General features: G+C 57.5%; 15 protein-coding genes. 9 read left to right on the forward strand and 6 right to left on the reverse strand.

Annotated features, from left to right (window positions below):
* The 3 genes from gspE to gspC are packed head-to-tail and all read right to left on the reverse strand — an operon-like array spanning position 1 to position 4,316.
* Entirely contained in the window at positions 1-1,494 is a 1,494-nt protein-coding gene (gene gspE / locus ACI2JR_RS04545) for a type II secretion system ATPase GspE (protein ID WP_462477979.1), read from the reverse strand.
* Complete coding sequence (pulD, locus tag ACI2JR_RS04550; protein WP_462477980.1) at positions 1,491-3,461, reverse strand: GspD family T2SS secretin variant PulD; 1,971 nt, start codon at positions 3,459-3,461, stop codon at positions 1,491-1,493. The genes gspE and pulD overlap by 4 nt, the downstream gene beginning before the upstream one ends.
* A 12-nt stretch (positions 3,462-3,473) precedes the next feature.
* Entirely contained in the window at positions 3,474-4,316 is an 843-nt protein-coding gene (gene gspC, locus ACI2JR_RS04555; RefSeq protein WP_462477993.1) for a type II secretion system protein GspC, read from the reverse strand.
* A 307-nt stretch (positions 4,317-4,623) separates the two neighbouring features.
* Between gspC and pulA the strand changes: the two genes are divergently transcribed.
* The gene (pulA, locus tag ACI2JR_RS04560) at positions 4,624-7,905 is read left to right on the forward strand and encodes a pullulanase-type alpha-1,6-glucosidase (RefSeq protein ID WP_462477981.1); all 3,282 of its coding nucleotides are present in this window, start codon (positions 4,624-4,626) and stop codon (positions 7,903-7,905) included.
* Positions 7,906-7,992: 87 nt separating this feature from the next.
* A complete protein-coding gene (gspB, locus tag ACI2JR_RS04565; protein ID WP_462477982.1) occupies positions 7,993-8,529 on the forward strand; it encodes a type II secretion system assembly factor GspB in 537 nt (178 codons plus the stop codon).
* A 146-nt stretch (positions 8,530-8,675) separates the two neighbouring features.
* Here the strand turns inward: gspB and gspS are convergent, their stop codons facing one another.
* The gene (gene gspS, locus ACI2JR_RS04570) at positions 8,676-9,050 is read right to left on the reverse strand and encodes a type II secretion system pilot lipoprotein GspS (RefSeq protein WP_462477983.1); all 375 of its coding nucleotides are present in this window, start codon (positions 9,048-9,050) and stop codon (positions 8,676-8,678) included.
* Between the two features lie 619 nt (positions 9,051-9,669).
* Between gspS and mrcB the strand changes: the two genes are divergently transcribed.
* The 5 genes from mrcB (at position 9,670) to fhuB (ending at position 18,378) form a co-directional block, all read left to right on the forward strand.
* Positions 9,670-12,222 (forward strand): bifunctional glycosyl transferase/transpeptidase, encoded by a 2,553-nt coding sequence (gene mrcB / locus ACI2JR_RS04575; RefSeq protein WP_132729859.1) that lies wholly within the window; start codon positions 9,670-9,672, stop codon positions 12,220-12,222.
* Between the two features lie 232 nt (positions 12,223-12,454).
* Positions 12,455-14,665: a ferrichrome porin FhuA gene (fhuA, locus tag ACI2JR_RS04580; protein WP_462477984.1), complete on the forward strand. Its 2,211-nt coding sequence runs from the start codon at positions 12,455-12,457 to the stop codon at positions 14,663-14,665.
* A 46-nt stretch (positions 14,666-14,711) separates the two neighbouring features.
* A complete protein-coding gene (gene fhuC / locus ACI2JR_RS04585) occupies positions 14,712-15,509 on the forward strand; it encodes a Fe3+-hydroxamate ABC transporter ATP-binding protein FhuC (RefSeq protein WP_132729857.1) in 798 nt (265 codons plus the stop codon).
* Positions 15,509-16,399 carry a Fe(3+)-hydroxamate ABC transporter substrate-binding protein FhuD gene (fhuD, locus tag ACI2JR_RS04590; protein ID WP_462477985.1) on the forward strand — a complete coding sequence of 297 codons (891 nt, stop codon included), beginning with the start codon at positions 15,509-15,511 and terminating at the stop codon, positions 16,397-16,399. The genes fhuC and fhuD overlap by 1 nt, the downstream gene beginning before the upstream one ends.
* Positions 16,396-18,378: a Fe(3+)-hydroxamate ABC transporter permease FhuB gene (gene fhuB / locus ACI2JR_RS04595; protein WP_462477986.1), complete on the forward strand. Its 1,983-nt coding sequence runs from the start codon at positions 16,396-16,398 to the stop codon at positions 18,376-18,378. Before fhuD ends, fhuB begins: the two co-directional genes overlap by 4 nt.
* 64 nt (positions 18,379-18,442) lie before the next feature.
* On the opposite strand, the gene hemL is transcribed toward fhuB, so the two are convergent.
* Complete coding sequence (hemL, locus tag ACI2JR_RS04600) at positions 18,443-19,723, reverse strand: glutamate-1-semialdehyde 2,1-aminomutase (protein ID WP_132729854.1); 1,281 nt, start codon at positions 19,721-19,723, stop codon at positions 18,443-18,445.
* Positions 19,724-19,902: 179 nt separating this feature from the next.
* Between hemL and clcA the strand changes: the two genes are divergently transcribed.
* Together clcA and erpA are read left to right on the forward strand one after the other, a co-directional pair.
* Positions 19,903-21,321: a H(+)/Cl(-) exchange transporter ClcA gene (clcA, locus tag ACI2JR_RS04605; RefSeq protein WP_462477994.1), complete on the forward strand. Its 1,419-nt coding sequence runs from the start codon at positions 19,903-19,905 to the stop codon at positions 21,319-21,321.
* An 81-nt stretch (positions 21,322-21,402) separates the two neighbouring features.
* On the forward strand, positions 21,403-21,747 hold the full coding sequence (gene erpA / locus ACI2JR_RS04610) for an iron-sulfur cluster insertion protein ErpA (protein WP_132729853.1): 345 nt from the start codon (positions 21,403-21,405) through the stop codon (positions 21,745-21,747).
* 46 nt (positions 21,748-21,793) lie between these two features.
* On the opposite strand, the gene ACI2JR_RS04615 is transcribed toward erpA, so the two are convergent.
* Positions 21,794-22,417 carry a TRIC cation channel family protein gene (locus tag ACI2JR_RS04615; RefSeq protein WP_462477987.1) on the reverse strand — a complete coding sequence of 208 codons (624 nt, stop codon included), beginning with the start codon at positions 22,415-22,417 and terminating at the stop codon, positions 21,794-21,796.
* Positions 22,418-22,427 lie beyond the last annotated feature (10 nt).

Genomic DNA, 22,427 nt, shown 5'->3' on the forward strand with positions numbered 1-22,427 from the left:
TTAGCGTGTTTCCTCCGTTTGCTGTTCGCTGACTCTGAGCACCTCTTCCCAACTGGTGATCCCGGCCAGCACCTTCTCCCGTCCGGCATCGCGCAGGGTGGTGTAGTCCGCGGCCAGTTGCTGGATCAGTGTGACTTCGTTTTCTCCCCGGTGGATAGCCATGCGCACGCGATCGTCTACCAGCAGCAGCTCATGAATCCCGGTGCGCCCGCGATAGCCGGTGAAGCCGCACTCCGCGCAGCCGATGGCCTGCCACAGCGGCGTCCCGACGGCGATCCCCATCCGGGAGGCGGTTTGCCTATCGGCCGCGCGCGGCTGGCGACAGTGCGGGCACAGCCGCCGCACCAGGCGCTGCGACATCACCGCCAGTAGCGAGGTGGAGAGTAAAAAGGGTTCGACGCCCATATCCTGCAGGCGGGAAATCGCCCCCAGCGCGCTGTTGGTATGCAGCGTGGAGAGCACCAGATGTCCGGTGAGCGAGGCCTGAACGGCGATTTGCGCCGTTTCGCCATCGCGGATCTCCCCGACCAGCACCACGTCCGGGTCCTGACGCAAAATAGCGCGCAGGCCGCGGGCAAAGGTCATCTCCACTTTGGCGTTCACCTGGGTCTGAGCAATGCCCTCCAGCTCATATTCGACCGGGTCTTCAATGGTCATGATATTGCGCTCGCGGGCATCGATGCGGCTGAGGGCGGCGTACAGGGTGGTGCTTTTCCCCGAACCGGTGGGGCCGGTCACCAGAATGATGCCGTGGGGGCGTGCCATCAGCGTATCCACCTGCTGCAACAGCGCGGGTGGCATCCCCAGAGTAAGCAGATCGAGGTTGACGCTGTTTTTATCCAGCAGACGTAAAACCACGCGCTCGCCGTAGCTGGAGGGCAGCGTTGAGACGCGCACGTCAATGGCGCGGCCGCCGATGCGTAGCGCCATGCGCCCGTCCTGAGGCACGCGTTTTTCCGCAATATCCAGGCTCGCCATCACCTTAATACGTGAAATAAGCAGTGCGGCGAGCCGACGCTGCGGGCGCAGGATTTCGCGCAGGACGCCATCAACGCGAAAACGAATTTGCAGATGGCGTTCATAGGTTTCGATATGAATATCCGAGGCTTTTTCTTTGATGGCCTCGGTAAGTATGGCGTTAATCAGGCGGATGATCGGCGCATCGTCCTCGCTGTCCAGCAGGTCATCGGTGTCCGGCAGCTCTTCGGCCAGGGTGTACAAATCCAGCTCGTTGCCGATATCCGCCATCATGCGCCGGGCTTCAACGGAGTCGCGCTGGTAGCTGAGCACCAGCAGTTTTTCGAACGCCTCGTCGGCCAGGCGTTCAATCGCAATAGGGCGCTCGGCCACCCGCCGCGCTTCAAGCAGCGCCTGAGCGGGCGTGCTGGCGAGGCAGCGGACCAGACACGACGCGCCATCGCTTAACAGCACGATATTGTGGGCGCGAGCATAGGCAAAAGGCAGCAGCGGGCGCTGTTCAGCGACTGGCGTCATGGCTTGCCTCCCAGGTTGAAGGCGTCGATGGCGGCGCTAATCTGGCGGAAGGCGACGGTATCCTGCTGCGGATAGATATGCAGCCGGTCTTCGCTCAGCAGGGCGTCGTTGTTCTCTTTACCGCGCTGTTTGGTCTGGGCCTCGTTGAAGGCGCTGTACTGGCCGGAAGAGGCCTGGCGGTAGCTATCGCGGTCGCGAATGATCGTCGGGCGGATGAATAGCATCAGATTCCGCTTCGAGACTTTTTTGCTGCTGGAGCGGAAAAGCGCGCCAACCAGCGGAATATCGCCGAGGAGCGGAACCTTATCGGCGGTATCGGTGACGCTTTTATCCAGCAGCCCGCCGACGACCACGGTTTCGCCGCTGCCCACCAGCACCGCGTTATTGACCGTCCGGGTGTTGAAGGTGGCGCCTAAATCCGAGCTGGTGCTGGAGGCGGAGTCGGCGACGCTGGAAACCTCCTGTTCGATTTCCAGCAGGACCGAATCGCCTTCGTTGATCTGCGGTTTGACCTTCAGCTTGATGCCGACGGTTTTGCGCTCGACGGTGTTGAAGATGTTATCGCCGGAGGTGGTTTGCGAGCCGCTGAGTACCGGTACCTCCTGACCGACGTTAAAAGTCGCCTCCATGTTGTCGAGGGTGACGATGCTGGGGGTGGCGAGGATATCGTTTTTGCTGCTGCTGGACAGCGCGGTCAGCAGCATCGCCCAGTTGCCCTGATAGAAGCCGGCGGCGATACCGTTAAAGGAGCTTAACGCGCTGGCGAGGGAGCTGGTGACCGTACCATCTTTGTTGTATTGATTGGCTCCGGCAATCACCGTCGACATCGGCAGGCCGCTGTTGTTGAACTGGGTCATTCCGGCGTTTTTGTTGGCCCACTGTACGCCAAGATTGAGGCCATCGGCGTCCTGGACCTCGGCAATAATCGCCTCCACCAGCACCTGCGGACGGCGAATGTCCAGCTGGGCTATCACCTGTTGCAGGTCATTCATGACGTCCGGCGCGGCGGTGACAATCAGGGCATTGGTCTGGCCGTGGGCTTTGATAATGATATTTTTATCCAGCGCCGCCACCGGTTTGGCGCTCTGTTTTTCGCTCTGCATGGTGCTGCTGATGCCGGTTAACACTTCGACCAGATCGGCGGCTTTGGCGTACTTGAGGTAGATGACTTTGGTATTGCCCTGTACCGCCTGCTGACGGTCGAGCTGTTTAATCATGGTGATAATTCGCTGCCGCGAATTCGGCTCGCCGCTCACCAGTACGGAGTTGGTTCGCTCGTCGGCCACCACGTTGGCTACCATTGAACCGGGAAGCGCGGATTTGCTGGTGTCTTTGTTCAGCTCGTTCACCAGTTTGACCACGTCGGCGGCGGAGGCCCACGACAGCGGGACCGTCACCACGCTGCGATCGCCGGCGTTGTCGACGCGCTCGACGATGGTCAGCAGCCGTTTAATGACCGCCGCGCGCCCGGTCATCAGCAGAACGTTAGAGGGTTCATAGTGCACCACGCTGCCCGCGCCGGCGTTATCGTTGAGTTGGCGCAGCAGCGGCGCCAGATCGCGGGCGGCAACGTTAGTTAGCGGCACCACGCGGGTGACCACTTCATCGCCTTCGCCCGGCGCCGCATCGCTGGCGACCGGAACCGCGGCGGTTTTGGCATCTTTTGAACGCACGACTTTCAGTACCCCGTTGTTCATATTGATGACCGCGAAACCATAGACATCCAGCACGCTCAGGAAAAACTGATAATATTGTTCTTCATTGAGCATATCGTAGCTACGCACGGTAATTGTCCCGCGAACGCTGGGATCGATGATCACCGTTTTATTGAGGTTTTTACTGACGGTATTAATAAATTCCTGAATATCGGTGCCCTTAAAACTGGCGGAAAATTCTTCGGCGCTTGCTGCTCTGAATAACAGGCTGCTGAATATCATCAACATGGTGAAAAGCAGACGGGAAAGCATTGTGCTCCTCAATTATTCATCCCTCAAGGCTAAATAGATATCCTGGCGCTGACCATCCCGTTCGACGGTTAGCGTTATTTCACTGAGTTCCGGTAGCTGTTTTATTGCCTGCTGGGCCTGTTGCTGGTCGCGAAGATCGAGGCCATTTAGCGCCACCGCAATATCGTTTTCATGTAAACCTGACTCACGAAACAGAGTCGGGTCTTTACCTGGATTAAGCCGATATCCGCTGAGCTGTTGATCTACCATCACCGGAGAAATATTGAGGTAATGAAGAATATTTTGCGGCTGCTGGCGGATGTCGTTGACCCGCTGATGGACCAAAGGCGTCACGGCGGAATTTGTTTTTGTGCTGTCGTCATTAAAAAGCAGTATCGCTTCGTTTCTGCCCTGGTAGTTGACGATAATTCGATCGCGCAGAATGGCGATGATTTGGGCTTCGTGACCCGGCGTTTTATCACCCACACCAAGACTAACCTGCTGATTTCCTTTTGCCATTATGGCAATGGAACGCCTGGCGTCGCTGCTGGCGAGCAGGCCGGTCACCCGTAATTTAAGCGAGGAGAGAGGCGCTTGCGCCAGGCTGCCGGCGGGCGTAGCGGATGTCGGGATGGTTGCTGCGTGACCAAACAGGGTGAACGAAGGTAATTCGCCGCTCTGCGCCCGCATTGTGGGGGAGGAGATCGGCGTAGCGTTAATTTCAATCGTCGGCGATGCTGGCGGAAAAACTATCCGCCAGCTTAATTTCGCCAGCTGCTGAGCAATAGCTAATAATATGATGGATGTCACAATATGAGGGGTGTAATTAAGTATTTTTTTATTTGTTAATGTTAACCGCATCACAGAAGTAGGTATTTTTATTTCCTTGCGCATTTTATTTCCCTCGGATCTGCAGGCACCCCCTACCGATATTGGTGGGGGCTTTTTTATATGCCGAGCTTTTATTGCCTAATGCTGGCCTGGTCATCGCGAAGCATAATGAGTTTCGCTATCCGGGTCGTCATTCCCTTTTTATTTTTACTCCCCCGGCCGCCTACGCCCCCCCATAAATTGTGAATGGATGATTGAACCAGGGAAAACAAAAATATCTAATTGCGACGCTTTACAGATAAACATCTTTCCTGACCTTTCATAAATTATTAAGCATATTAGGGACTATCGAATGCTCAGATATACCTGTAATGCCCTATTCCTTGGCTCGTTGATTTTACTTAGCGGCTGCGATAATAGTTCTTCATCTTCTTCCTCTGGCTCACCTGATAATCCCGGCAATCCTGATAACCAGGATGTCGTGGTGCGTTTACCCGCCGTGGCGGTTCCTGGCGAAGCCGTTATGGCGACGGCGAATCAGGCCGTCATCCATCTGGTTGATATTGCCGGGATCACCGGCACAAGTGCGGCGGATTACAGCCGTAAAAACCTGTATCTGTGGAATAATGAAACCTGCGATGCATTAAGCGCGCCGATGGCGGACTGGAATGACGTCAGTACCACGCCGGCAGGCAGCGATAAATACGGCCCGTACTGGGTGATTCCGCTGAATAAAGAGAGCGGCTGTATCAATGTCATCGTCAGAGATGGCACCGACAAGCTGATCGACAGCGATTTGCGCGTCTCGTTTAGCGATTTTACCGACCGTACGGTCTCGGTGATCGCCGGGAACAGTACGATCTATGACACCCGCGCCGAGGCGTTTCGCGCGGCATTCGGCGTGGCGCTTGCCGAGGCCCATTGGGTGGATAAAACCACGCTGCTGTGGCCGGGCGGGGAAGACAAACCTATCGTGCGCTTGTACTACAGCCACAGCAGTAAAGTGGCCGCCGACGGCGAAGGCAAATTTACCGATCGTTACCTGAAACTGACGCCAACCACCGTTAGTCAGCAGGTCAGCATGCGTTTTCCGCAGCTTTCCAGCTATGCGGCGTTCAAGTTGCCGGACGAGGCGAAAGTGGATGAGTTGCTGCAAGGCGAGACGGTGGCGATTGCCGCTGAGAAGGATGGGACGCTGATCTCCGCCACGCAGGTCCAAACCGCTGGCGTGCTGGATGATACCTATGCGCAGGCGGCAGAAGCGTTAAATTACGGCGCGCAGGTGAGCGACGGCGGCGTCGATTTCCGCGTATGGGCGCCAACCGCGCAGCAGGTCGATCTGGTGCTGTACAGCGCAGATAAAAAAGTGGTTGCCAGTCAGCCGATGACCCGCGACAGCGCTTCCGGCTCCTGGTCGTGGCAGGGCGGTAGCGACCTGAAAGGGGCGTTCTATCGTTATGCGTTGACGGTTTACCATCCGCAGTCACGCAAAGTTGAGCAGTACGAAGTTACCGACCCGTACTCACACAGCCTGTCGACGAACTCGGAGTACAGCCAGGTCGTCGATCTCAACGACAGCGATCTCAAGCCCGAAGGCTGGGATAGCCTGGCGATGCCGCACGCCCAGAAAACCAAAGCCGATCTGGCGAAAATGACGATTCATGAATCGCACATTCGCGATCTCTCGGCCTGGGATCGGACCGTTCCGGCCGAACTGCGCGGCAAATACCTCGCGTTAACCGCCCAGGACAGCAATATGGTACAGCACCTGAAACAGCTCTCGGCCTCAGGTGTGACCCACGTTGAACTGCTGCCGGTTTTCGATATGGCGACGGTCAATGAGTTCACTGATAAAGTTGCCGATATCCAGCAGCCGTTCAGCCACCTGTGCGAAATCAACAGTGCGGTGAAGAGCAGCGAGTTTGCCGGCTATTGCGCAAGTGGTTCGACCGTGGAAGAGGTGCTTAATCAGCTCAGGCAGAACGATAGCCAGGATAATCCGCAGGTTCAGGCACTGAACACACTGGTAGCGCAGACCGACTCGTACAACTGGGGTTACGATCCGTTCCACTATACGGTGCCGGAAGGCTCGTATGCGACTAACCCGGAAGGCACGACGCGCATCAAAGAGTTCCGCACCATGATTCAGGCGATCAAGCAGGATCTGGGGATGAACGTCATTATGGACGTGGTGTATAACCATACCAATGCCGCCGGGCCGACTGACCGCACTTCGGTGCTGGATAAAATAGTCCCCTGGTACTATCAGCGTCTGAACGAAACCACCGGCAGCGTCGAGTCGGCAACCTGCTGTTCGGACTCTGCGCCGGAACATCGCATGTTCGCCAAGCTTATCGCCGATTCTCTGGCGGTATGGACCACCGATTATAAGATTGATGCTTTCCGTTTCGATTTGATGGGTTATCACCCGAAAGCGCAGATTCTGTCGGCATGGGATCGTGTGAAAGCGTTAAATCCGGATATCTATTTCTTCGGTGAAGGCTGGGATTCTAACCAGAGCGACCGTTTTGAGATCGCTTCACAAATCAATCTGAAAGGCACCGGTATCGGCACCTTCTCCGATCGTCTGCGAGATTCCGTACGCGGCGGCGGTCCGTTTGATTCCGGCGATGCGCTACGTGAGAACCAGGGCGTCGGCAGTGGCGCCGGGGTGCTGCCTAACGAGATTACCCGTCAGAGCGAAGAGGATGTCCGTCATCTTGCCGATCTGACCCGTCTGGGCATGGCCGGCAACCTTGCCGACTTTATCCTGATTGATAAAGACGGCGCGGTGAAAAAGGGCAGCGAGATCGACTACAACGGCGCCCCTGGCGGCTATGCTGCCGATCCGACAGAGGTTGTCAACTACGTTTCGAAACACGATAACCAGACCCTGTGGGATATGATTAGCTACAAAGCGGCGCAGGAGGCTGACCTGAATACGCGCGTGCGTATGCAGGCGGTATCGCTGGCGACGGTGATGCTGGGACAGGGGATTGCCTTCGATCAGCAGGGGTCGGAGCTGCTGCGTTCCAAATCCTTTACCCGCGACTCTTATGATTCCGGCGACTGGTTCAACCGCGTGGATTATGCGATGCAGGACAACAACTTCAACGTCGGGATGCCGCGCAGTAGCGATGACGGCAGTAACTATGATCTGATCGCCCGCGTGAAGGAGATGGTCGCCACTCCAGGCGAGGCTGAACTGCAGCAAATGACCGCGTTCTATCAGGAGCTCACCCAGCTGCGTAAATCGTCCCCGCTGTTCACCTTAGGTGACGGGAAGGCGGTGATGAAACGCGTCGATTTCCGTAATACCGGAACCGATCAGCTGGCCGGTCTGCTGATCATGACTATCGATGATGGCGTGCAGGCAGGGGCGAGCCTGGATAGCCGGGTTGATGGCCTGGTGGTGGCGATTAACGCCGCGCCGGAGAGCCGGACCCTTAACGACTTTACGGGTGACAATCTCCAGCTGAGCACGGTGCAACAGGCCGCGGGCGATGGCTCGCTGGCGAGCGGCGTGGAAATTGCCGCCGATGGCGCGATTACGCTCCCCGCCTGGTCCGTGGCGGTGCTGGAAAAACCGCAGGGCGATGTGCAGGGGGCAGGCATACCGGTGAGCAGTAAGTAACCCGGATCTGTTCCTTGACCTTCGTTCAGAAGCCCGGTAGCCCGGTGAGTTTCGCCGGGCTACCGTTTTGCTGGTAAAGGAGAGCGGATGATCGTTTCCGATGATAAAGAGTATTCCTTGCCCGCCTTAATGGCGCGGGACGCGCAAACGCCGGTCGTCGTTGGGCGCATGCTCCAGGTTCCCTGCCTGACCGTGCCGATCTATGCGGCGCTATTTATGGCCCTCGGCTGGTTTGGCGGTGAACAGTGGCGTGATACACCCGCGGCGCAAAAATTGCGGGTACCGGTGGCGCACGCGGCGCGGGTACCGCTCGCGCCTCCGCCGCACAAAGCGCTGACGCCGGTCCCGGCCCCCGTGGAGGCGCAAGCACCGGTCAGCGTTGATGACGATAATCTGCCTGCGCTACGCTACAGCGCACATGTGTACGCCTCGTCAGCGGAGAAACGCAGTATCGTGTTAAATGGTCAGCCCTGGAAAGAGGGGGAGTCGCCGCTACCCAATCTGGTGATTGAGCAGATCCAGCAGGATGTCACCGTATTCAGTTTTAATGGTAAAACCTTTACGCTTGCCGCACTTGACGACTGGCCTGGGGGAATTATTGCGGATAGCTCGCAAGGGGAATAAATCGATAGCGAATAAAACGGGCAATTACGATTTCTTCATCTTATTCGCTGCGTATACCCGTACGTTAACGTTCTTCGTTCATCCCGGCCACAGACTAATATACGCTGCGGGGGATTCATCGCGGCGCTGTCTTTCCGCCGCTTGAATTATTTAGGGTATAAACTATCAATAAACGGCGCGAGCTGGCGATTAAACTGGCTGCATTTTGTCGCTTCCGGCGTGCTGTCCTGCTGCAACTGCTGATACATTTGCGTACTCCGCGCGCTGAGCGCGGCGTAATCGATATTTGCCCATCCTCTTTTTTTCCCGACATTCCACGCGGCGCGAGTGATGGTGTCATCGCCGGGGAGATCGCTGCGGTTACATTTGTTCTTCAGATAGCGCGCGCCGGCCGCGACCGAGGAGAGCTGCTCCAGCTGGGCTTCATTGCTCACGGCGGGGCTTAAGGTCGACGAACGGTTCTGTTGGCAGCCTGCCAGAACGGCAATCATGAGCAGCGGAAATATAACGGAAGTTCGCATAATAGATTAAACAAGAATGGTTAATTGACCGACAGTTTAACAAATATTTCCATGCTGTCATCAGGAAATATTATTATATATAATTGTTATCTCGCTCCCATTTTGAACGCCAGATGACTTAAAGTTTCTCTTTACTTCTGGCCAGAATATTTCTTGTCACAGTCAGAATATAATATTTATCGAGCGCTAAAGTTTTCAGTTTTTAGCGGAGCAACAGGACCTGATCGATCTGATGCGTTATGGGGAGCCAGGGATACTTTTTATGTTATTAAAAAACATAATATTTTCCCTTTTGTTACGTTATGAGGGAGTAAAATGCTGGTTAAGCCTGTCCCGGTTTAGTGCTATCCTGTGTCGCCTGGACTATTCGTGCTATGTCCCAAAATTTTCCTCAGGCGCAGCGTGCAATATAATGATTTATCCTGTTCATTTTCAAATGAAAACATAGAGATATATCGTGATCGCGCCGTGAGACGAAGACCGCGCGCAGCGCGGTGGTCGCGAGATGGTCGCCTGCTGGATGAGATCCCGGGCGTGAATTTGAGAGATATCTTCTTCCTCTCGTAAGAGGAAGCATTGAGAATCAGGCTTTTACGCCTGACAGTTGCGGAGAAAAAGCATGGCGGGAGATGACCGCGAGCCTATCGGACGTAAGGGGAAACCCTCGCGTCCGGCGAAACAAAAAGTCACCCGTCGTCGGGTCCGGGATGAGGACTACGACGATGATTACGATGATGATTATGAGGATCAAGAGCCGATGCCGAAGAAAGCGAAAGGCAAAGGTAATAAACCTCGCCGGAAGCGTACCTGGCTGTGGCTGCTGATCAAGATAGGGATTGTCATTGCGGTGCTGGTTGCCGCTTACGGCGTCTATCTCGATCAGAAAATCCGTAGCCGCATTGACGGCAAAGTCTGGGAGCTCCCGGCGGCGGTGTATGGCCGGATGGTCAACCTCGAACCGGATATGCAGATCAGCAAAAACGAAATGGTGCGTCTGCTGAACGCCACGCAGTACCGTCAGGTGAGCGCGATGACGCGTCCGGGCGAGTATACCGTGCAGGCCAACAGCATCGAGATGATTCGCCGTCCGTTTGATTTCCCTGATAGTAAAGAGGGGCAGGTGCGCGCGCGTCTGACCTTCGACGGCGATCATCTGGAAACGATTGAGAATATGGAGAACAACCGTCAGTTCGGCTTCTTCCGTCTCGATCCGCGTCTGATCACCATGCTGCAGTCGGCAAACGGCGAACAGCGCCTGTTCGTTAAACGCAGCGGCTTCCCGGATCTGCTGGTGGATACGCTGCTGGCGACCGAAGACCGCCACTTCTATGAGCATGACGGCATTAGCCTGTACTCGATTGGTCGTGCGGTACTGGCGAACCTGACGGCAGGGCGCACGGTGCAGGGGGCCAGTACCCTGACCCAGCAGCTGGTGAAAAACCTGTTCCTCTCCAGCGAACGTTCTTACTGGCGTAAAGCGAACGAAGCCTATATGGCGCTGATCGTCGATGCTCGTTACAGCAAGGATCGCATCCTTGAGCTGTATATGAACGAGGTATACCTCGGCCAGAGCGGCGATAACGAAATTCGCGGCTTCCCGCTGGCGAGCCTCTATTACTTCGGTCGCCCGGTGGAAGAGCTGAGCCTCGACCAGCAGGCCCTGCTGGTGGGGATGGTGAAAGGCGCCTCGATTTACAACCCGTGGCGTAATCCGAAGCTGGCGCTGGAACGCCGCAATCTGGTCCTGCGCTTGCTGCAGCAGCAGAATGTGATCGACCAGGAGCTGTATGACATGCTGAGCGCGCGTCCGCTGGGCGTGCAGCCGCGTGGCGGAGTGATTTCTCCGCAGCCGGCGTTTATGCAGATGGTACGCCAGGAACTGCAGGCCCGGCTGGGCGACAAGGTGAAAGATCTCTCCGGCGTGAAGATCTTTACCACCTTTGACTCGGTCGCGCAGGAAGCCGCGGAAAAAGCGGCGACCGACGGTATTCCGGCGCTGAAAAAACAGCGTAAGCTGCCGGATCTGGAAACCGCGATGGTGGTGGTTGACCGCTTTACCGGTGAAGTGCGGGCGATGGTCGGCGGAGCGGAGCCGCAGTTTGCCGGCTATAACCGCGCCATGCAGGCCCGTCGTTCCATCGGTTCTCTGGCAAAACCGGCCACCTATCTGACCGCGCTGAGCCTGCCGAATCAGTATCGTCTGAACACCTCGATTGCCGATGCGCCCGTCACCATTCGTCTGTCGAACGGGCAAACCTGGTCTCCGCAGAACGACGATCGCCGCTTCAGCGGCCAGGTGATGCTGGTGGACGCGCTGACACGTTCGATGAACGTGCCGACCGTGAATCTTGGGATGGCGCTGGGCTTACCGGCGGTAACCGATACCTGGGGCAAACTGGGGGCGCCGAAAGATCAGCTGCACCCGGTGCCGGCCATGATCCTCGGGGCGTTGAACCTGACGCCGATTGAAGTCGCGCAGGCGTTCCAGACCATTGCCAGCGGCGGTAACCGCGCAACGCTGTCGGCGCTGCGTTCGGTGATTGCCGAAGATGGTACCGTGCTGTATCAGAGCTATCCGCAGGCAGAGCGTGCGGTACCGGCGCAGGCCGCTTATATGACGCTGTGGACCATGCAGCAGGTTGTGCAGCGCGGTACCGGCCGTCAGCTGGGCGCGAAGTATCCGGGTCTGCATCTGGCAGGGAAAACCGGGACCACCAACAATAACGTCGACACCTGGTTTGCCGGGATCGATGGTAGCCAGGTGACGATTACCTGGGTGGGCCGCGATAACAACCAGCCGACCAGGCTGTACGGCGCCAGCGGCGCGATGTCCATTTATCAGCGCTATCTGGCTAACCAGACGCCGACGCCGCTGGTTCTGACGCCGCCGGAAGACGTGGTGGATATGGGGGTGGACAGCAGCGGTAATTTCGTGTGCAGCGGCGGGATGCGTAGCCTTCCGGTATGGACCACCAACCCGGATGCGCTGTGTCGCCAGGGCGAACTGATGCAACAGCAGCAGCTGGAGCAGCAGCAGCAGAACAACCCGTTCAATCAGTCCGGACAGCCGCCGCAACAGCAGCAGCCAGCGACACAGCAGCAACAGCCAGCGAAGCAGGAAAAGAGCGATGGCGTAGCGGGCTGGATTAAGGACATGTTCGGCGGTAACTAACCGCAGGCGATATCAAGCCCTCTGATGCGAATGTATCAGGGGGCTTTTTTATTTATGGTTATTAATTAACAGCAACTTAACCCCACAATAACTGACTGGTTATTATTTCATCCTTCGGTATTCGATGCGGGGCATATCGCTTGCCTTGTATTTAACGTTTCGCCTATTATGTCATTCGTCATAATAATAATTCTCGTTTACGTTATCATTCACTTCCATCAGAGATATACCCATGGCGCGTCCAAAAACTGCTCAGCCAAATCACTCACTGCGTAAAATCGCAGTTGTAGTAGCCACAGCGGTTAGCGGCATGTCTGTTTATGCACAGGCAGCAGTTGAACCGAAAAAAGAAGAAACTATTACCGTTGTTGCGGCTCCTGCCGACCAGGAAAGTGCCTGGGGGCCGGCACCGACCATTGCGGCAAAACGTTCTGCTACTGCGACAAAAACCGATACTCCGATTGAAAAGACACCGCAATCTATCTCCGTGGTAACGCGCGAAGAGATGAATATTCATCAGCCGAAGTCGGTGAAGGAAGCCCTGGGCTATACCCCAGGCGTGTCGGTCAGCAGTCGTGGTGCTTCCAGCACCTACGATTTTGTTATTATCCGCGGTTTTTCTTCGATAGGGCTGAACCAGAACAACTACCTGGATGGTCTTAAGCTGCAGGGTAATTTTTACAACGATGCCGCCATCGATCCCTATATGCTCGAGCGTGTCGAACTTATGCGTGGGCCGACTTCCGTACTGTACGGTAAGAGTAATCCCGGAGGGATTATCTCTATGGTCAGCAAACGTCCGACCACCGAATCAATCAAAGAAGTTCAGTTCAAAATGGGGACGGATAATCTATTCCAGACCGGTTTTGACTTCAGCGATGCGATTGATGACGCTGGCGTGTGGTCATATCGCTTGACCGGTATTGCCCGTTCCAATAATGAACAACAGGATAATGCGAAGCAGCAGCGCTATGCGATTGCCCCGTCTTTCAGCTGGCGTCCTGATGATAAAACTAACTTTACCTTCCTCTCCTATTTCCAGAATGAACCGGAAACAGGTTACTACGGCTGGCTGCCGAAGGAAGGCATGGTCCAGGCGTTGCCAAACGGTTCTCATCTGTCGACCCGTTTTAACGAAGGCGCTAGCAATAATACCTATTCCCGTAACCAGAAAATGGTGGGTTATAGCTTCGAACACGGATTTAACGATACGTTTACCGTGCGCCAAAATTTGCGCTTTACCGAAATGAAAACCGCGCAGCAAAGCGTTTATGGGACGGGGATCTGCACGACCGCAACATGCCCAACGGTCCCGGTAGCTGATGTTGGCCACTATCTGAATCGTAGTACGGTGGTTGATAATGAGCGTTTGCAAAACTTCAGCGTGGATACTCAACTGGAGAGCAAGTTCGCGACCAGTAGTGTCGATCATACTTTACTGACCGGTGTTGATTACATGCGTATGCGCAATGATATTAACGCCACGTTCGGTAGCGCGCCTGCTCTTGACCTCTACAATCCCGTACGCGAAGATTTCGCTTTCAGCGATGCTGCTCCGTATCAGATGAACGAAAGCAAGCAAACCGGTCTGTATGTGCAGGATCAGGCGCAGTGGAACAAATGGTTCCTGACCTTGGGGGGACGTTATGACTGGTCTCAGCAAGCGACGACCGTTCGAGGCGATGGCGGCGGCTACATTGAGCGCAACGACAAAAAGTTCACCTGGCGCGGTGGCTTGAACTACCTGTTTGATAATGGTATTTCTCCATATGTCAGCTATAGCCAGTCCTTTGAGCCAAACTCATTCGATCTGTGGAGTCAGCCGCGTCAATCTTACGCGCCTTCCAAAGGCGAACAGTATGAAGCGGGCGTGAAATACGTTCCTAAAGATCGTCCTATTGTGCTGACGGCGGCGGTGTATCAGCTTACCAAAACCAATAACCTGACAGCCGATCCAACGAATCCTCTGGCGCAGGTGCCTGCGGGAGAAATTCGCGCGCGCGGCGTGGAGCTGGAGGCTAAAGCTGCGTTAAACGCCAATATAAATATGACGGCGTCATATACCTACACCGATGCGGAATATACCAAAGACACCACGTTGAAGGGGAATAGGCCAGAACAGGTGCCGGAACACATGGCTTCTCTGTGGGGCGATTATACCTTTAACGACGGGGTGTTATCCGGCCTGACCTTAGGGACCGGTGCACGCTACGTCGGCTCAACCTACGGCGATCCAACCAATAGCTTCAAAGTTGCCAGCGCGACGGTCATGGATGCCGTCGTGAAATATGATCTGGCCCGTTTTGGGCTGGCAGGCTCCAGCCTGGCGGTAAACGTCAACAACCTGCTCGATCGCGACTATGTTGCCAGCTGCTTCCAGACCTATGGCTGCTTCTGGGGCGCGGAGCGTCAGGTCGTTGCGACCGCAACCTTCCGTTTCTAATCACTTAATGGGCGCGGTTCGCCGCGCCGTTCACCAGGCCGCCGCTATGCAGGAAAACTCTCCGCACTCCGATACCACCTTTACGTTGGACCGCGTTACCTTCCGCGTACCTGGACGTACGCTGCTGCACCCTCTCTCCTTAACCTTCCCGCCAGGAAAAGTGACCGGCCTGATTGGCCATAACGGTTCCGGTAAATCCACCTTGCTGAAAATGCTCGGTCGCCATCAGCCGCCGTCAGAAGGCGACGTTCTGCTGGACGGACAGCCGCTGGACAGCTGGAGCAGCAAAGCGTTTGCTCGCAAGGTGGCCTATCTGCCGCAACAGCTGCCTGCGGCCGAAGGGATGACGGTGCGTGAGCTGGTGGCGATTGGCCGATATCCGTGGCACGGCGCGCTGGGGCGATTCGGCGCGGCGGACCGGGAGAAAGTTGAAGAGGCGATTGCGCTGGTTGGCCTGAAGCCGCTGGCGCACCGGCTGGTCGACAGCCTGTCCGGCGGCGAACGTCAGCGCGCGTGGATTGCGATGCTGGTGGCGCAGGATAGCCGCTGTTTACTGCTGGATGAACCGACTTCGGCGCTGGATATTGCCCATCAGGTGGAGGTGCTGGCGCTGGTGCACCGTCTGAGTCAGCAGCGCGGACTGACGGTGATTGCCGTGCTGCACGATATCAACATGGCTGCCCGCTACTGTGACTATCTGGTCGCGTTGCGCGGCGGGGAGATGATTGCCCGGGGAACGCCGGCGGATCTGATGCGCAGCGATACGCTGGAGCAAATTTACGGTATCCCGATGGGAATTCTGCCGCATCCGGCGGGTAGCGCGCCGGTAAGCTTTGTCTATTGATGGAAAAGATCCATTTAATTAGCCGTCGCCGTCTGCTGACGGCGATGGCCCTCTCGCCGCTGCTGTGGCAGCTGCGCGGCGCACAGGCTGCGACCATCGACCCACAGCGCATTGTGGCGCTGGAGTGGCTACCGGCAGAACTTCTGCTGGCGCTGGGGGTGACCCCTTACGGCGTTGCCGATATCCCGAACTATAACCTGTGGGTGAATGAACCGGCGCTACCGGCCTCGGTTATTGACGTCGGGCTGCGCACCGAGCCGAACCTCGAGCTGCTGACGCAGATGAAACCGTCGTTTATCGTCTGGTCGGCCGGATATGGGCCGTCGGCGGAGAAGCTGGCGCGGATTGCGCCGGGAAGAGGATTCACCTTCAGCGACGGTAAACGACCGCTGCGGATGGCGCAGCAATCCCTCAATGAAATGGCCGAACTTATTGGCCGGCAGCAGGCAGCGAAGCGCCATCTGGCGGAATTCGATGCGCTGATGGACAGTTTGCGCCCCCGTTTCGCCCGACGTGGCGATCGCCCGCTGTTGATGATCACCGTACTCGACCCGCGCCATGTCCTGGTGTTCGGCAATAACTGCCTGTTCCAGGAGGTACTCGATCGCTTTGATATCAAAAATGCCTGGCACGGCGAGACCGCATTCTGGGGCAGCGTCAGCGTGGGGATAGATCGGCTGGCCGCTTACCAGGATGTGGACGTGATCTGCTTTGACCACGGTAATCACGCCGAAATGACGCAACTGATGACGACGCCATTATGGTGGGCGATGCCGTTTATCCGCGAAGGACGTTTCCAGCGCGTGCCGGCGGTCTGGTTCTATGGCGCCACGCTGTCGGCGATGCATTTCGCGCGCGTACTGGCCGATGCCCAGGGAGGAGCGGCATGAGATCGCGAATTTCTCCTCTGGCGATTTTGCTGCTGACGGCGCTGGTGATAACCGCTTTCGCCCTCAGCCTCTACAATCTGCGCGCTGCGCTGCCGCAGAACGAGTGGCGTCAGGCGCTGTGGCAGCCGGATATCGATAATATTGCCCAGATGCTGTTCCACTACAGCCTGCTGCCGAGGCTGGCGGTGTCGCTGCTGGTCGGGGGCGGGCTGGGTCTGGTTGGCGTGCTGTTCCAGCAGGTGCTGCGCAACCCGCTGGCGGAGCCGACCACCCTCGGGGTCGCCACCGGCGCACAGCTCGGGATGACGGTAACCACGCTGTGGGCGATTCCCGGCGTGCTGGCTTCGCAATTTGCCGCACTGGCGGGGGCCTGTCTGGTTGGGGGGCTGGTCTTCGGTGTCTCCTGGGGCAAGCGGCTGTCGCCGGTGACCCTGATCCTGGCAGGTCTGGTGGTCAGCCTTTACTGCGGAGCGCTGAACCAACTGATGGTCATTTTCCATCACGATCAGCTGCAAAGCATGTTCCTGTGGAGCACCGGTACCCTGACGCAAACCGACTGGAGCGTGGCGCAACGGCTGTGGCCGCAGCTGCTCGGCGGCGTTCTGTTAACGTTGCTGTTGCTGCGCCCGCTGACCTTGATGGGGCTGGATGACGGCGTGGCGCGTAACCTCGGGCTGGCGCTGTCGCTGGCGCGTCTGGCGACGCTGATGCTGGCTATCGTGATCAGCGCGATGCTGGTGAATGCGGTAGGGATTATCGGTTTTATCGGCCTGTTTGCTCCTCTGCTGGCGAAGATGCTTGGCGCCCGACGCCTGCTGTCGCGTCTGTTGCTGGCGGCGCTGATTGGCGCCCTGATTCTCTGGCTGTCTGACCAGATCATTCTGTGGCTGACCCGGGTATGGATGGAAGTATCAACCGGTTCGGTGACGGCGCAGATCGGCGCGCCGCTGCTGTTATGGCTGCTGCCGCGCCTGCGCAGTATTAGCGCGCCGGTGATGAATGCCGGAGATAAGGTGCCGGTCGAGCGGCACAACGTGCAGTGGTTTGCCCTCGGCGGCGGGCTGATTCTGCTGCTGGCGCTGACGGCGGCGCTGGCCTTTGGTCGCGACGCCCAGAGCTGGCACTGGGCCAGCGGCACGTTGCTGGACCAGCTGATGCCGTGGCGCTGGCCGCGGATTCTGGCGGCGCTGTTGGCCGGGGTGATGCTGGCGATCGCCGGCTGTATTATCCAGCGTTTGACCGGTAACCCGATGGCCAGCCCGGAAGTCCTGGGGATCAGCTCCGGCGCGGCGTTTGGCATTGTGCTGATGCTGTTCTTTGTCCCGGGCAACGCCTTTGGCTGGCTGCTGCCTGCCGGTAGCCTCGGCGCGGCGGCGACGCTGCTGGTTATCCTGGTCGCCGCCGGACGCGGCGGCTTCTCACCGCATCGGATGCTGCTGGCGGGGATGGCGCTCAGTACCGCCTTCACGATGCTGCTGATGATGCTACAGGCCAGCGGCGATCCGCGGATGGCGCAGATTCTGACGTGGATCTCGGGGTCGACTTACAGCGCTACGCCGGAGATGGTGGTGCGCAGCGGTATTGCGATGCTGGTGCTGCTGGCGCTGACGCCGCTGTGCCGTCGCTGGCTAACCATTTTACCGCTGGGCGGCGAGGCGGCGCGGGCGGTGGGCATGGCGCTGACGCCATCGCGAATCGGTCTGCTGCTGCTGGCCGCCTGTCTGACGGCAACCGCTACGTTGACGATCGGTCCGTTAAGTTTTGTCGGTCTGATGGCGCCGCATATCGCGCGAATGATGGGGTTCCGCCGAACGATGCCGCAGATGGTGATGTCCGGGCTGATTGGCGGCCTGCTGCTGGTCTTCGCCGACTGGTGCGGACGGATGATCATGTTCCCGTATCAGATCCCGGCCGGCCTGCTGTCGACCTTTATCGGCGCGCCGTACTTCATCTATTTACTGCGTAAACAGAGCCGCTAACGTCCGGGGCAAACCGCGGTAGCCCGGATGAGGCGTTTATGCGCCGACTCCGGGCCGTTCAGACTTACAGCTTCGCGAATGCCTTGCGGGCGGCGGCGATGGTAGCGTGGATATCGTCTTCGCTATGCGCCACGGACATAAAGCCGGCTTCAAACGCCGACGGCGCCAGATAGACGCCTTCTTCCAGCATCAGGTGGAAGAAGCGCTTAAAGCGCTCAACGTCGCACTTCAGCACATCCTGGTAGCAGGTGACGGTTTCGGCATCGGTAAAGAAGATGCCAAACATGCCGCCAACGTTATTCACCACCAGAGGAATCCCCGCATCGCGCGCCGCATCCAGCAGACCCTGGGCCAGTTGATTGGTGAGGTCGGTTAACGTTTCGTGGACCCCCGGCTGCGCCACTGCGGTTAAGCAGGCAAAACCGGCCGCCATGGCGATCGGGTTACCGGACAGGGTTCCGGCCTGATACACCGGGCCGGTCGGGGCCAGCGCGTCCATCACTTCACGACGGCCGCCAAAGGCGCCTACCGGCATCCCGCCGCCGATGATTTTGCCCAGGCAGGTCAGGTCGGGAACCACGTTGTAGTAAGACTGGGCGCCCGCCAGCGCAACGCGGAAGCCGGTCATCACTTCATCGATAATCAGCAGCGCGCCGAACTCGTCGCACAGCGCCCGCAGGCCCGGGAGGAACTCCGGCAGCGGCGGGATACAGTTCATGTTGCCGGCCACCGGCTCAACGATAATGCAGGCGATCTCTTGCGGGTACTGTTCGAACGCGGCGCGAACCGAAGCCAGGTCGTTATAGGTGCAGGTCAGGGTATGTTTGGCGAAATCAGCCGGTACGCCCGGGGAGTTCGGCTGGCCGAGGGTCAGGGCGCCGGAGCCCGCTTTCACCAGCAGACAGTCGGCGTGACCGTGATAGCAGCCTTCGAATTTGATGATTTTGTCGCGACCGGTAAAACCGCGCGCCAGACGAATGGCGCTCATGGTTGCTTCGGTCCCGGAGTTGACCATTCGCACCATATCCATGGTCGGGACCAGGTCGGTCACCAGCTCCGCCATTTTGACTTCCATTTCCGTCGGCGCGCCAAAGCTCAGGCCGCGCTCGGCGGCTTCAATCACCGCATTACGAATGGCCGGGTGGTTATGGCCTAATACCATCGGCCCCCAGGAGCCGACATAGTCGATATAAGCTTTACCGTCGACATCATACAGTCTGGCGCCGTCAGCACGTTCGATAAACAGCGGGGTTCCGCCAACGCCGGTGAAGGCGCGTACCGGCGAGTTTACGCCGCCGGGGATGAGTTCACGTGCGGCGTGATAGAGAGTTTCAGATTTGCTCATTGCCATGATCCTGGTTCGTGATAAATGTTTTGCTGGTTATTCTAAGTTATTCCAGGATAGTTATGAAAGTTTTGCCCAATTGAAACAAAGCGCAATGGGGGGATTTTTTTGGCGACGCAGGGCGTGCAGAAAGTTAAAATGTTCCCCCGCATATTTGTATGACTATTGACGATAAGAGTATGAAAGCCGAAGCCTCCTCTTTTGAAGCACAACAGATCGTGCGCTTGCGTCGCGGCGATGTCGTGCGCCGGTTGGTCCAGCGCGACAAAACGCCGCTGGCGGTGCTGCTGATGGCCGCGGTGGTCGGCACGCTGGCCGGGCTGGTGGGGGTCGCCTTTGAAAAGAGCGTCAGTTGGGTGCAGAACATGCGCATCGGTTCGCTGGTGCAGGTGGCGGATCACGGGTTCCTGATCTGGCCGCTGGCCTTTATTTTATCTGCGTTGCTGGCAATGGTGGGCTATTTTCTGGTACGGCGTTTCGCTCCGGAAGCGGGAGGGTCTGGCATACCCGAGATCGAAGGGGCGCTGGAAGAGCTGCGTCCGGTTCTCTGGTGGCGGGTTCTGCCGGTAAAATTTATCGGTGGGATGGGGACTCTGGGGGCCGGAATGGTGCTGGGCCGCGAAGGGCCAACGGTACAGCTTGGGGGCAACGTCGGGCGAATGGTGCTGGATATCTTCCGTATGCGCAGCCCCGAAGCGCGGCATACTTTGCTGGCGACCGGCGCGGCGGCGGGCCTCTCCGCGGCATTCAACGCGCCGCTGGCGGGGATTCTGTTCATTATCGAAGAGATGCGCCCGCAGTTTCGCTACAACCTGATTTCCATTAAAGCCGTTTTCACCGGCGTGATTATGTCGAGTATCGTGTTTCGCATTTTTAATGGCGAGTCGGCGATCGTTGAAGTCGGTAAGCTGAGCAATGCGCCGGTGAATACGCTGTGGCTGTATCTGCTGCTGGGGATGATTTTTGGCTGCATCGGCCCGCTGTTTAATCGTCTGGTGCTGCGTACTCAGGATCTGTTCCAGCGTATTCATGGCGGCGATACCAGGAAATGGGTGCTGATCGGCGGTGTCATCGGCGGGCTTTGCGGCATCCTCGGGCTGACTGAACCGGCGCTGGTGGGGGGCGGTTTTAACTTAATTCCCGTTGCCGCGGCGGGTAATTTTTCCGTGGGCCTGCTGCTGTTTATCTTTATCGCCCGGGTGATAACCACTTTGCTGTGTTTCTCCTCCGGCGCGCCTGGCGGCATTTTTGCGCCAATGCTGGCCCTCGGCACTCTGCTGGGCACCGCATTTGGCATGGCGGTGACGCCGCTGCTGCCAGCTTATCATCTGGATGCGGGCACCTTTGCGATTGCTGGAATGGGGGCGCTGCTGGCGGCCTCCATTCGCGCTCCACTGACCGGGATTGTGCTGGTGCTGGAGATGACCGATAACTATCAGCTCATTTTGCCAATGATTATTACCTGTCTTGGCGCAACACTACTGGCGCAATTCCTTGGTGGTAAGCCCTTGTATTCAACGATCCTTGAACGCACGCTGGCGAAGCAGGCCGCCGATCAGGCGGCAAAAGCGCAGCAGGTTGCCGGGGAGAATACTTGAACGATTTACCAGGGTATTAGATAATGGCTCAAAAGGTCGGGTTATTCTTTAACCGGCCAGAAGTATCAATGGGAGCATAAAATGAGTGATGACGTAGCGTTGCCGCTGGAGTTTACTGAAGCCGCAGCCAAAAAAGTAAAATTCCTGATTGCAGATGAAGAGAATCCAAACCTGAAACTGCGTGTCTACATCACCGGTGGCGGTTGCAGTGGTTTCCAGTACGGCTTCACCTTCGACGATCAGGTTAACGAAGGCGATATGACCATCGAAAAACAGGGCGTAGGCCTGGTGGTCGACCCGATGAGCCTGCAGTATCTGGTCGGCGGCGCCGTCGATTATACCGAGGGCCTCGAAGGTTCGCGCTTTATCGTGACCAACCCGAATGCGAAAAGCACCTGCGGCTGCGGATCCTCATTCAGCGTCTGATTCTCGCCCCGGCAGAGCGTACTCCGCCGGGGGAGATTTTTCTTTGCTACCGTCCGTGATCGTCGAGCGCAAACGTCGGCAGCTTCAGGTGCCAGCGGATTGCCGCGAGCCGAATCAGCAGCGTCACCACCATCCCCATCATCGCCGAATTCTGCAACGAAACGTGAAAGGTGTCATAGGCCGTAGCGTGTACGATACCGCCGATAATACAGGCCGTGGCATAGATTTCAGTGCGTAAAATCATCGGAATCTCGCGGGCCAGAACGTCGCGGATGATCCCGCCGCCCACGCCGGTGACGACGCCCATACAGATCGCGACCAGCGGTCCGCTGTGAGCCAGAAACGCTTTATTTACCCCAATGCCGACAAAGACCGCCAGGCCGACGGCATCCAGCACCGGCAGGATCCATTTAGGCAACCGGCGCGGCTGGCGCACTAACAGAATAGTCAGCATGCTGGTGACCATCGCCACCACCAGGTCGGTCGGATCTTTCACCCAGAATACCGCGCCGTTGGCGAGCGCCATGTCGCGAATGGTCCCGCCGCCGACGGCGGTGACAACGCCGAGCACCAGCACGCCAAAAGGGTCCATACGGAGTTTGCCGGCCAGCAATACGCCGGAGATAGCAAATACGGCGGTGCCAATAATATCCAGCCAATAGACAAGCATCGTCAGTTCT

It is taken from the genome of Klebsiella sp. NPDC088457 (assembly GCF_044900465.1).
Taxonomy (GTDB): domain Bacteria; phylum Pseudomonadota; class Gammaproteobacteria; order Enterobacterales; family Enterobacteriaceae; genus Klebsiella.

What these genes read in the sequence shown, in the direction of transcription:
- gspE (WP_462477979.1), bottom strand. Translation starts at nt 1,494, where the DNA reads ATGACGCCAGTCGCTGAACAGCGCCCGCTGCTGCCTTTTGCCTATGCT.
- pulD (WP_462477980.1), bottom strand. Translation starts at nt 3,461, where the DNA reads ATGCTTTCCCGTCTGCTTTTCACCATGTTGATGATATTCAGCAGCCTG.
- pulA (WP_462477981.1), top strand. Translation starts at nt 4,624, where the DNA reads ATGCTCAGATATACCTGTAATGCCCTATTCCTTGGCTCGTTGATTTTA.
- gspB (WP_462477982.1), top strand. Translation starts at nt 7,993, where the DNA reads ATGATCGTTTCCGATGATAAAGAGTATTCCTTGCCCGCCTTAATGGCG.
- gspS (WP_462477983.1), bottom strand. Translation starts at nt 9,050, where the DNA reads ATGCGAACTTCCGTTATATTTCCGCTGCTCATGATTGCCGTTCTGGCA.
- mrcB (WP_132729859.1), top strand. Translation starts at nt 9,670, where the DNA reads ATGGCGGGAGATGACCGCGAGCCTATCGGACGTAAGGGGAAACCCTCG.
- fhuA (WP_462477984.1), top strand. Translation starts at nt 12,455, where the DNA reads ATGGCGCGTCCAAAAACTGCTCAGCCAAATCACTCACTGCGTAAAATC.
- fhuC (WP_132729857.1), top strand. Translation starts at nt 14,712, where the DNA reads ATGCAGGAAAACTCTCCGCACTCCGATACCACCTTTACGTTGGACCGC.
- fhuD (WP_462477985.1), top strand. Translation starts at nt 15,509, where the DNA reads ATGGAAAAGATCCATTTAATTAGCCGTCGCCGTCTGCTGACGGCGATG.
- fhuB (WP_462477986.1), top strand. Translation starts at nt 16,396, where the DNA reads ATGAGATCGCGAATTTCTCCTCTGGCGATTTTGCTGCTGACGGCGCTG.
- hemL (WP_132729854.1), bottom strand. Translation starts at nt 19,723, where the DNA reads ATGAGCAAATCTGAAACTCTCTATCACGCCGCACGTGAACTCATCCCC.
- clcA (WP_462477994.1), top strand. Translation starts at nt 19,903, where the DNA reads ATGAAAGCCGAAGCCTCCTCTTTTGAAGCACAACAGATCGTGCGCTTG.
- erpA (WP_132729853.1), top strand. Translation starts at nt 21,403, where the DNA reads ATGAGTGATGACGTAGCGTTGCCGCTGGAGTTTACTGAAGCCGCAGCC.
- ACI2JR_RS04615 (WP_462477987.1), bottom strand. Translation starts at nt 22,417, where the DNA reads ATGCTTGTCTATTGGCTGGATATTATTGGCACCGCCGTATTTGCTATC.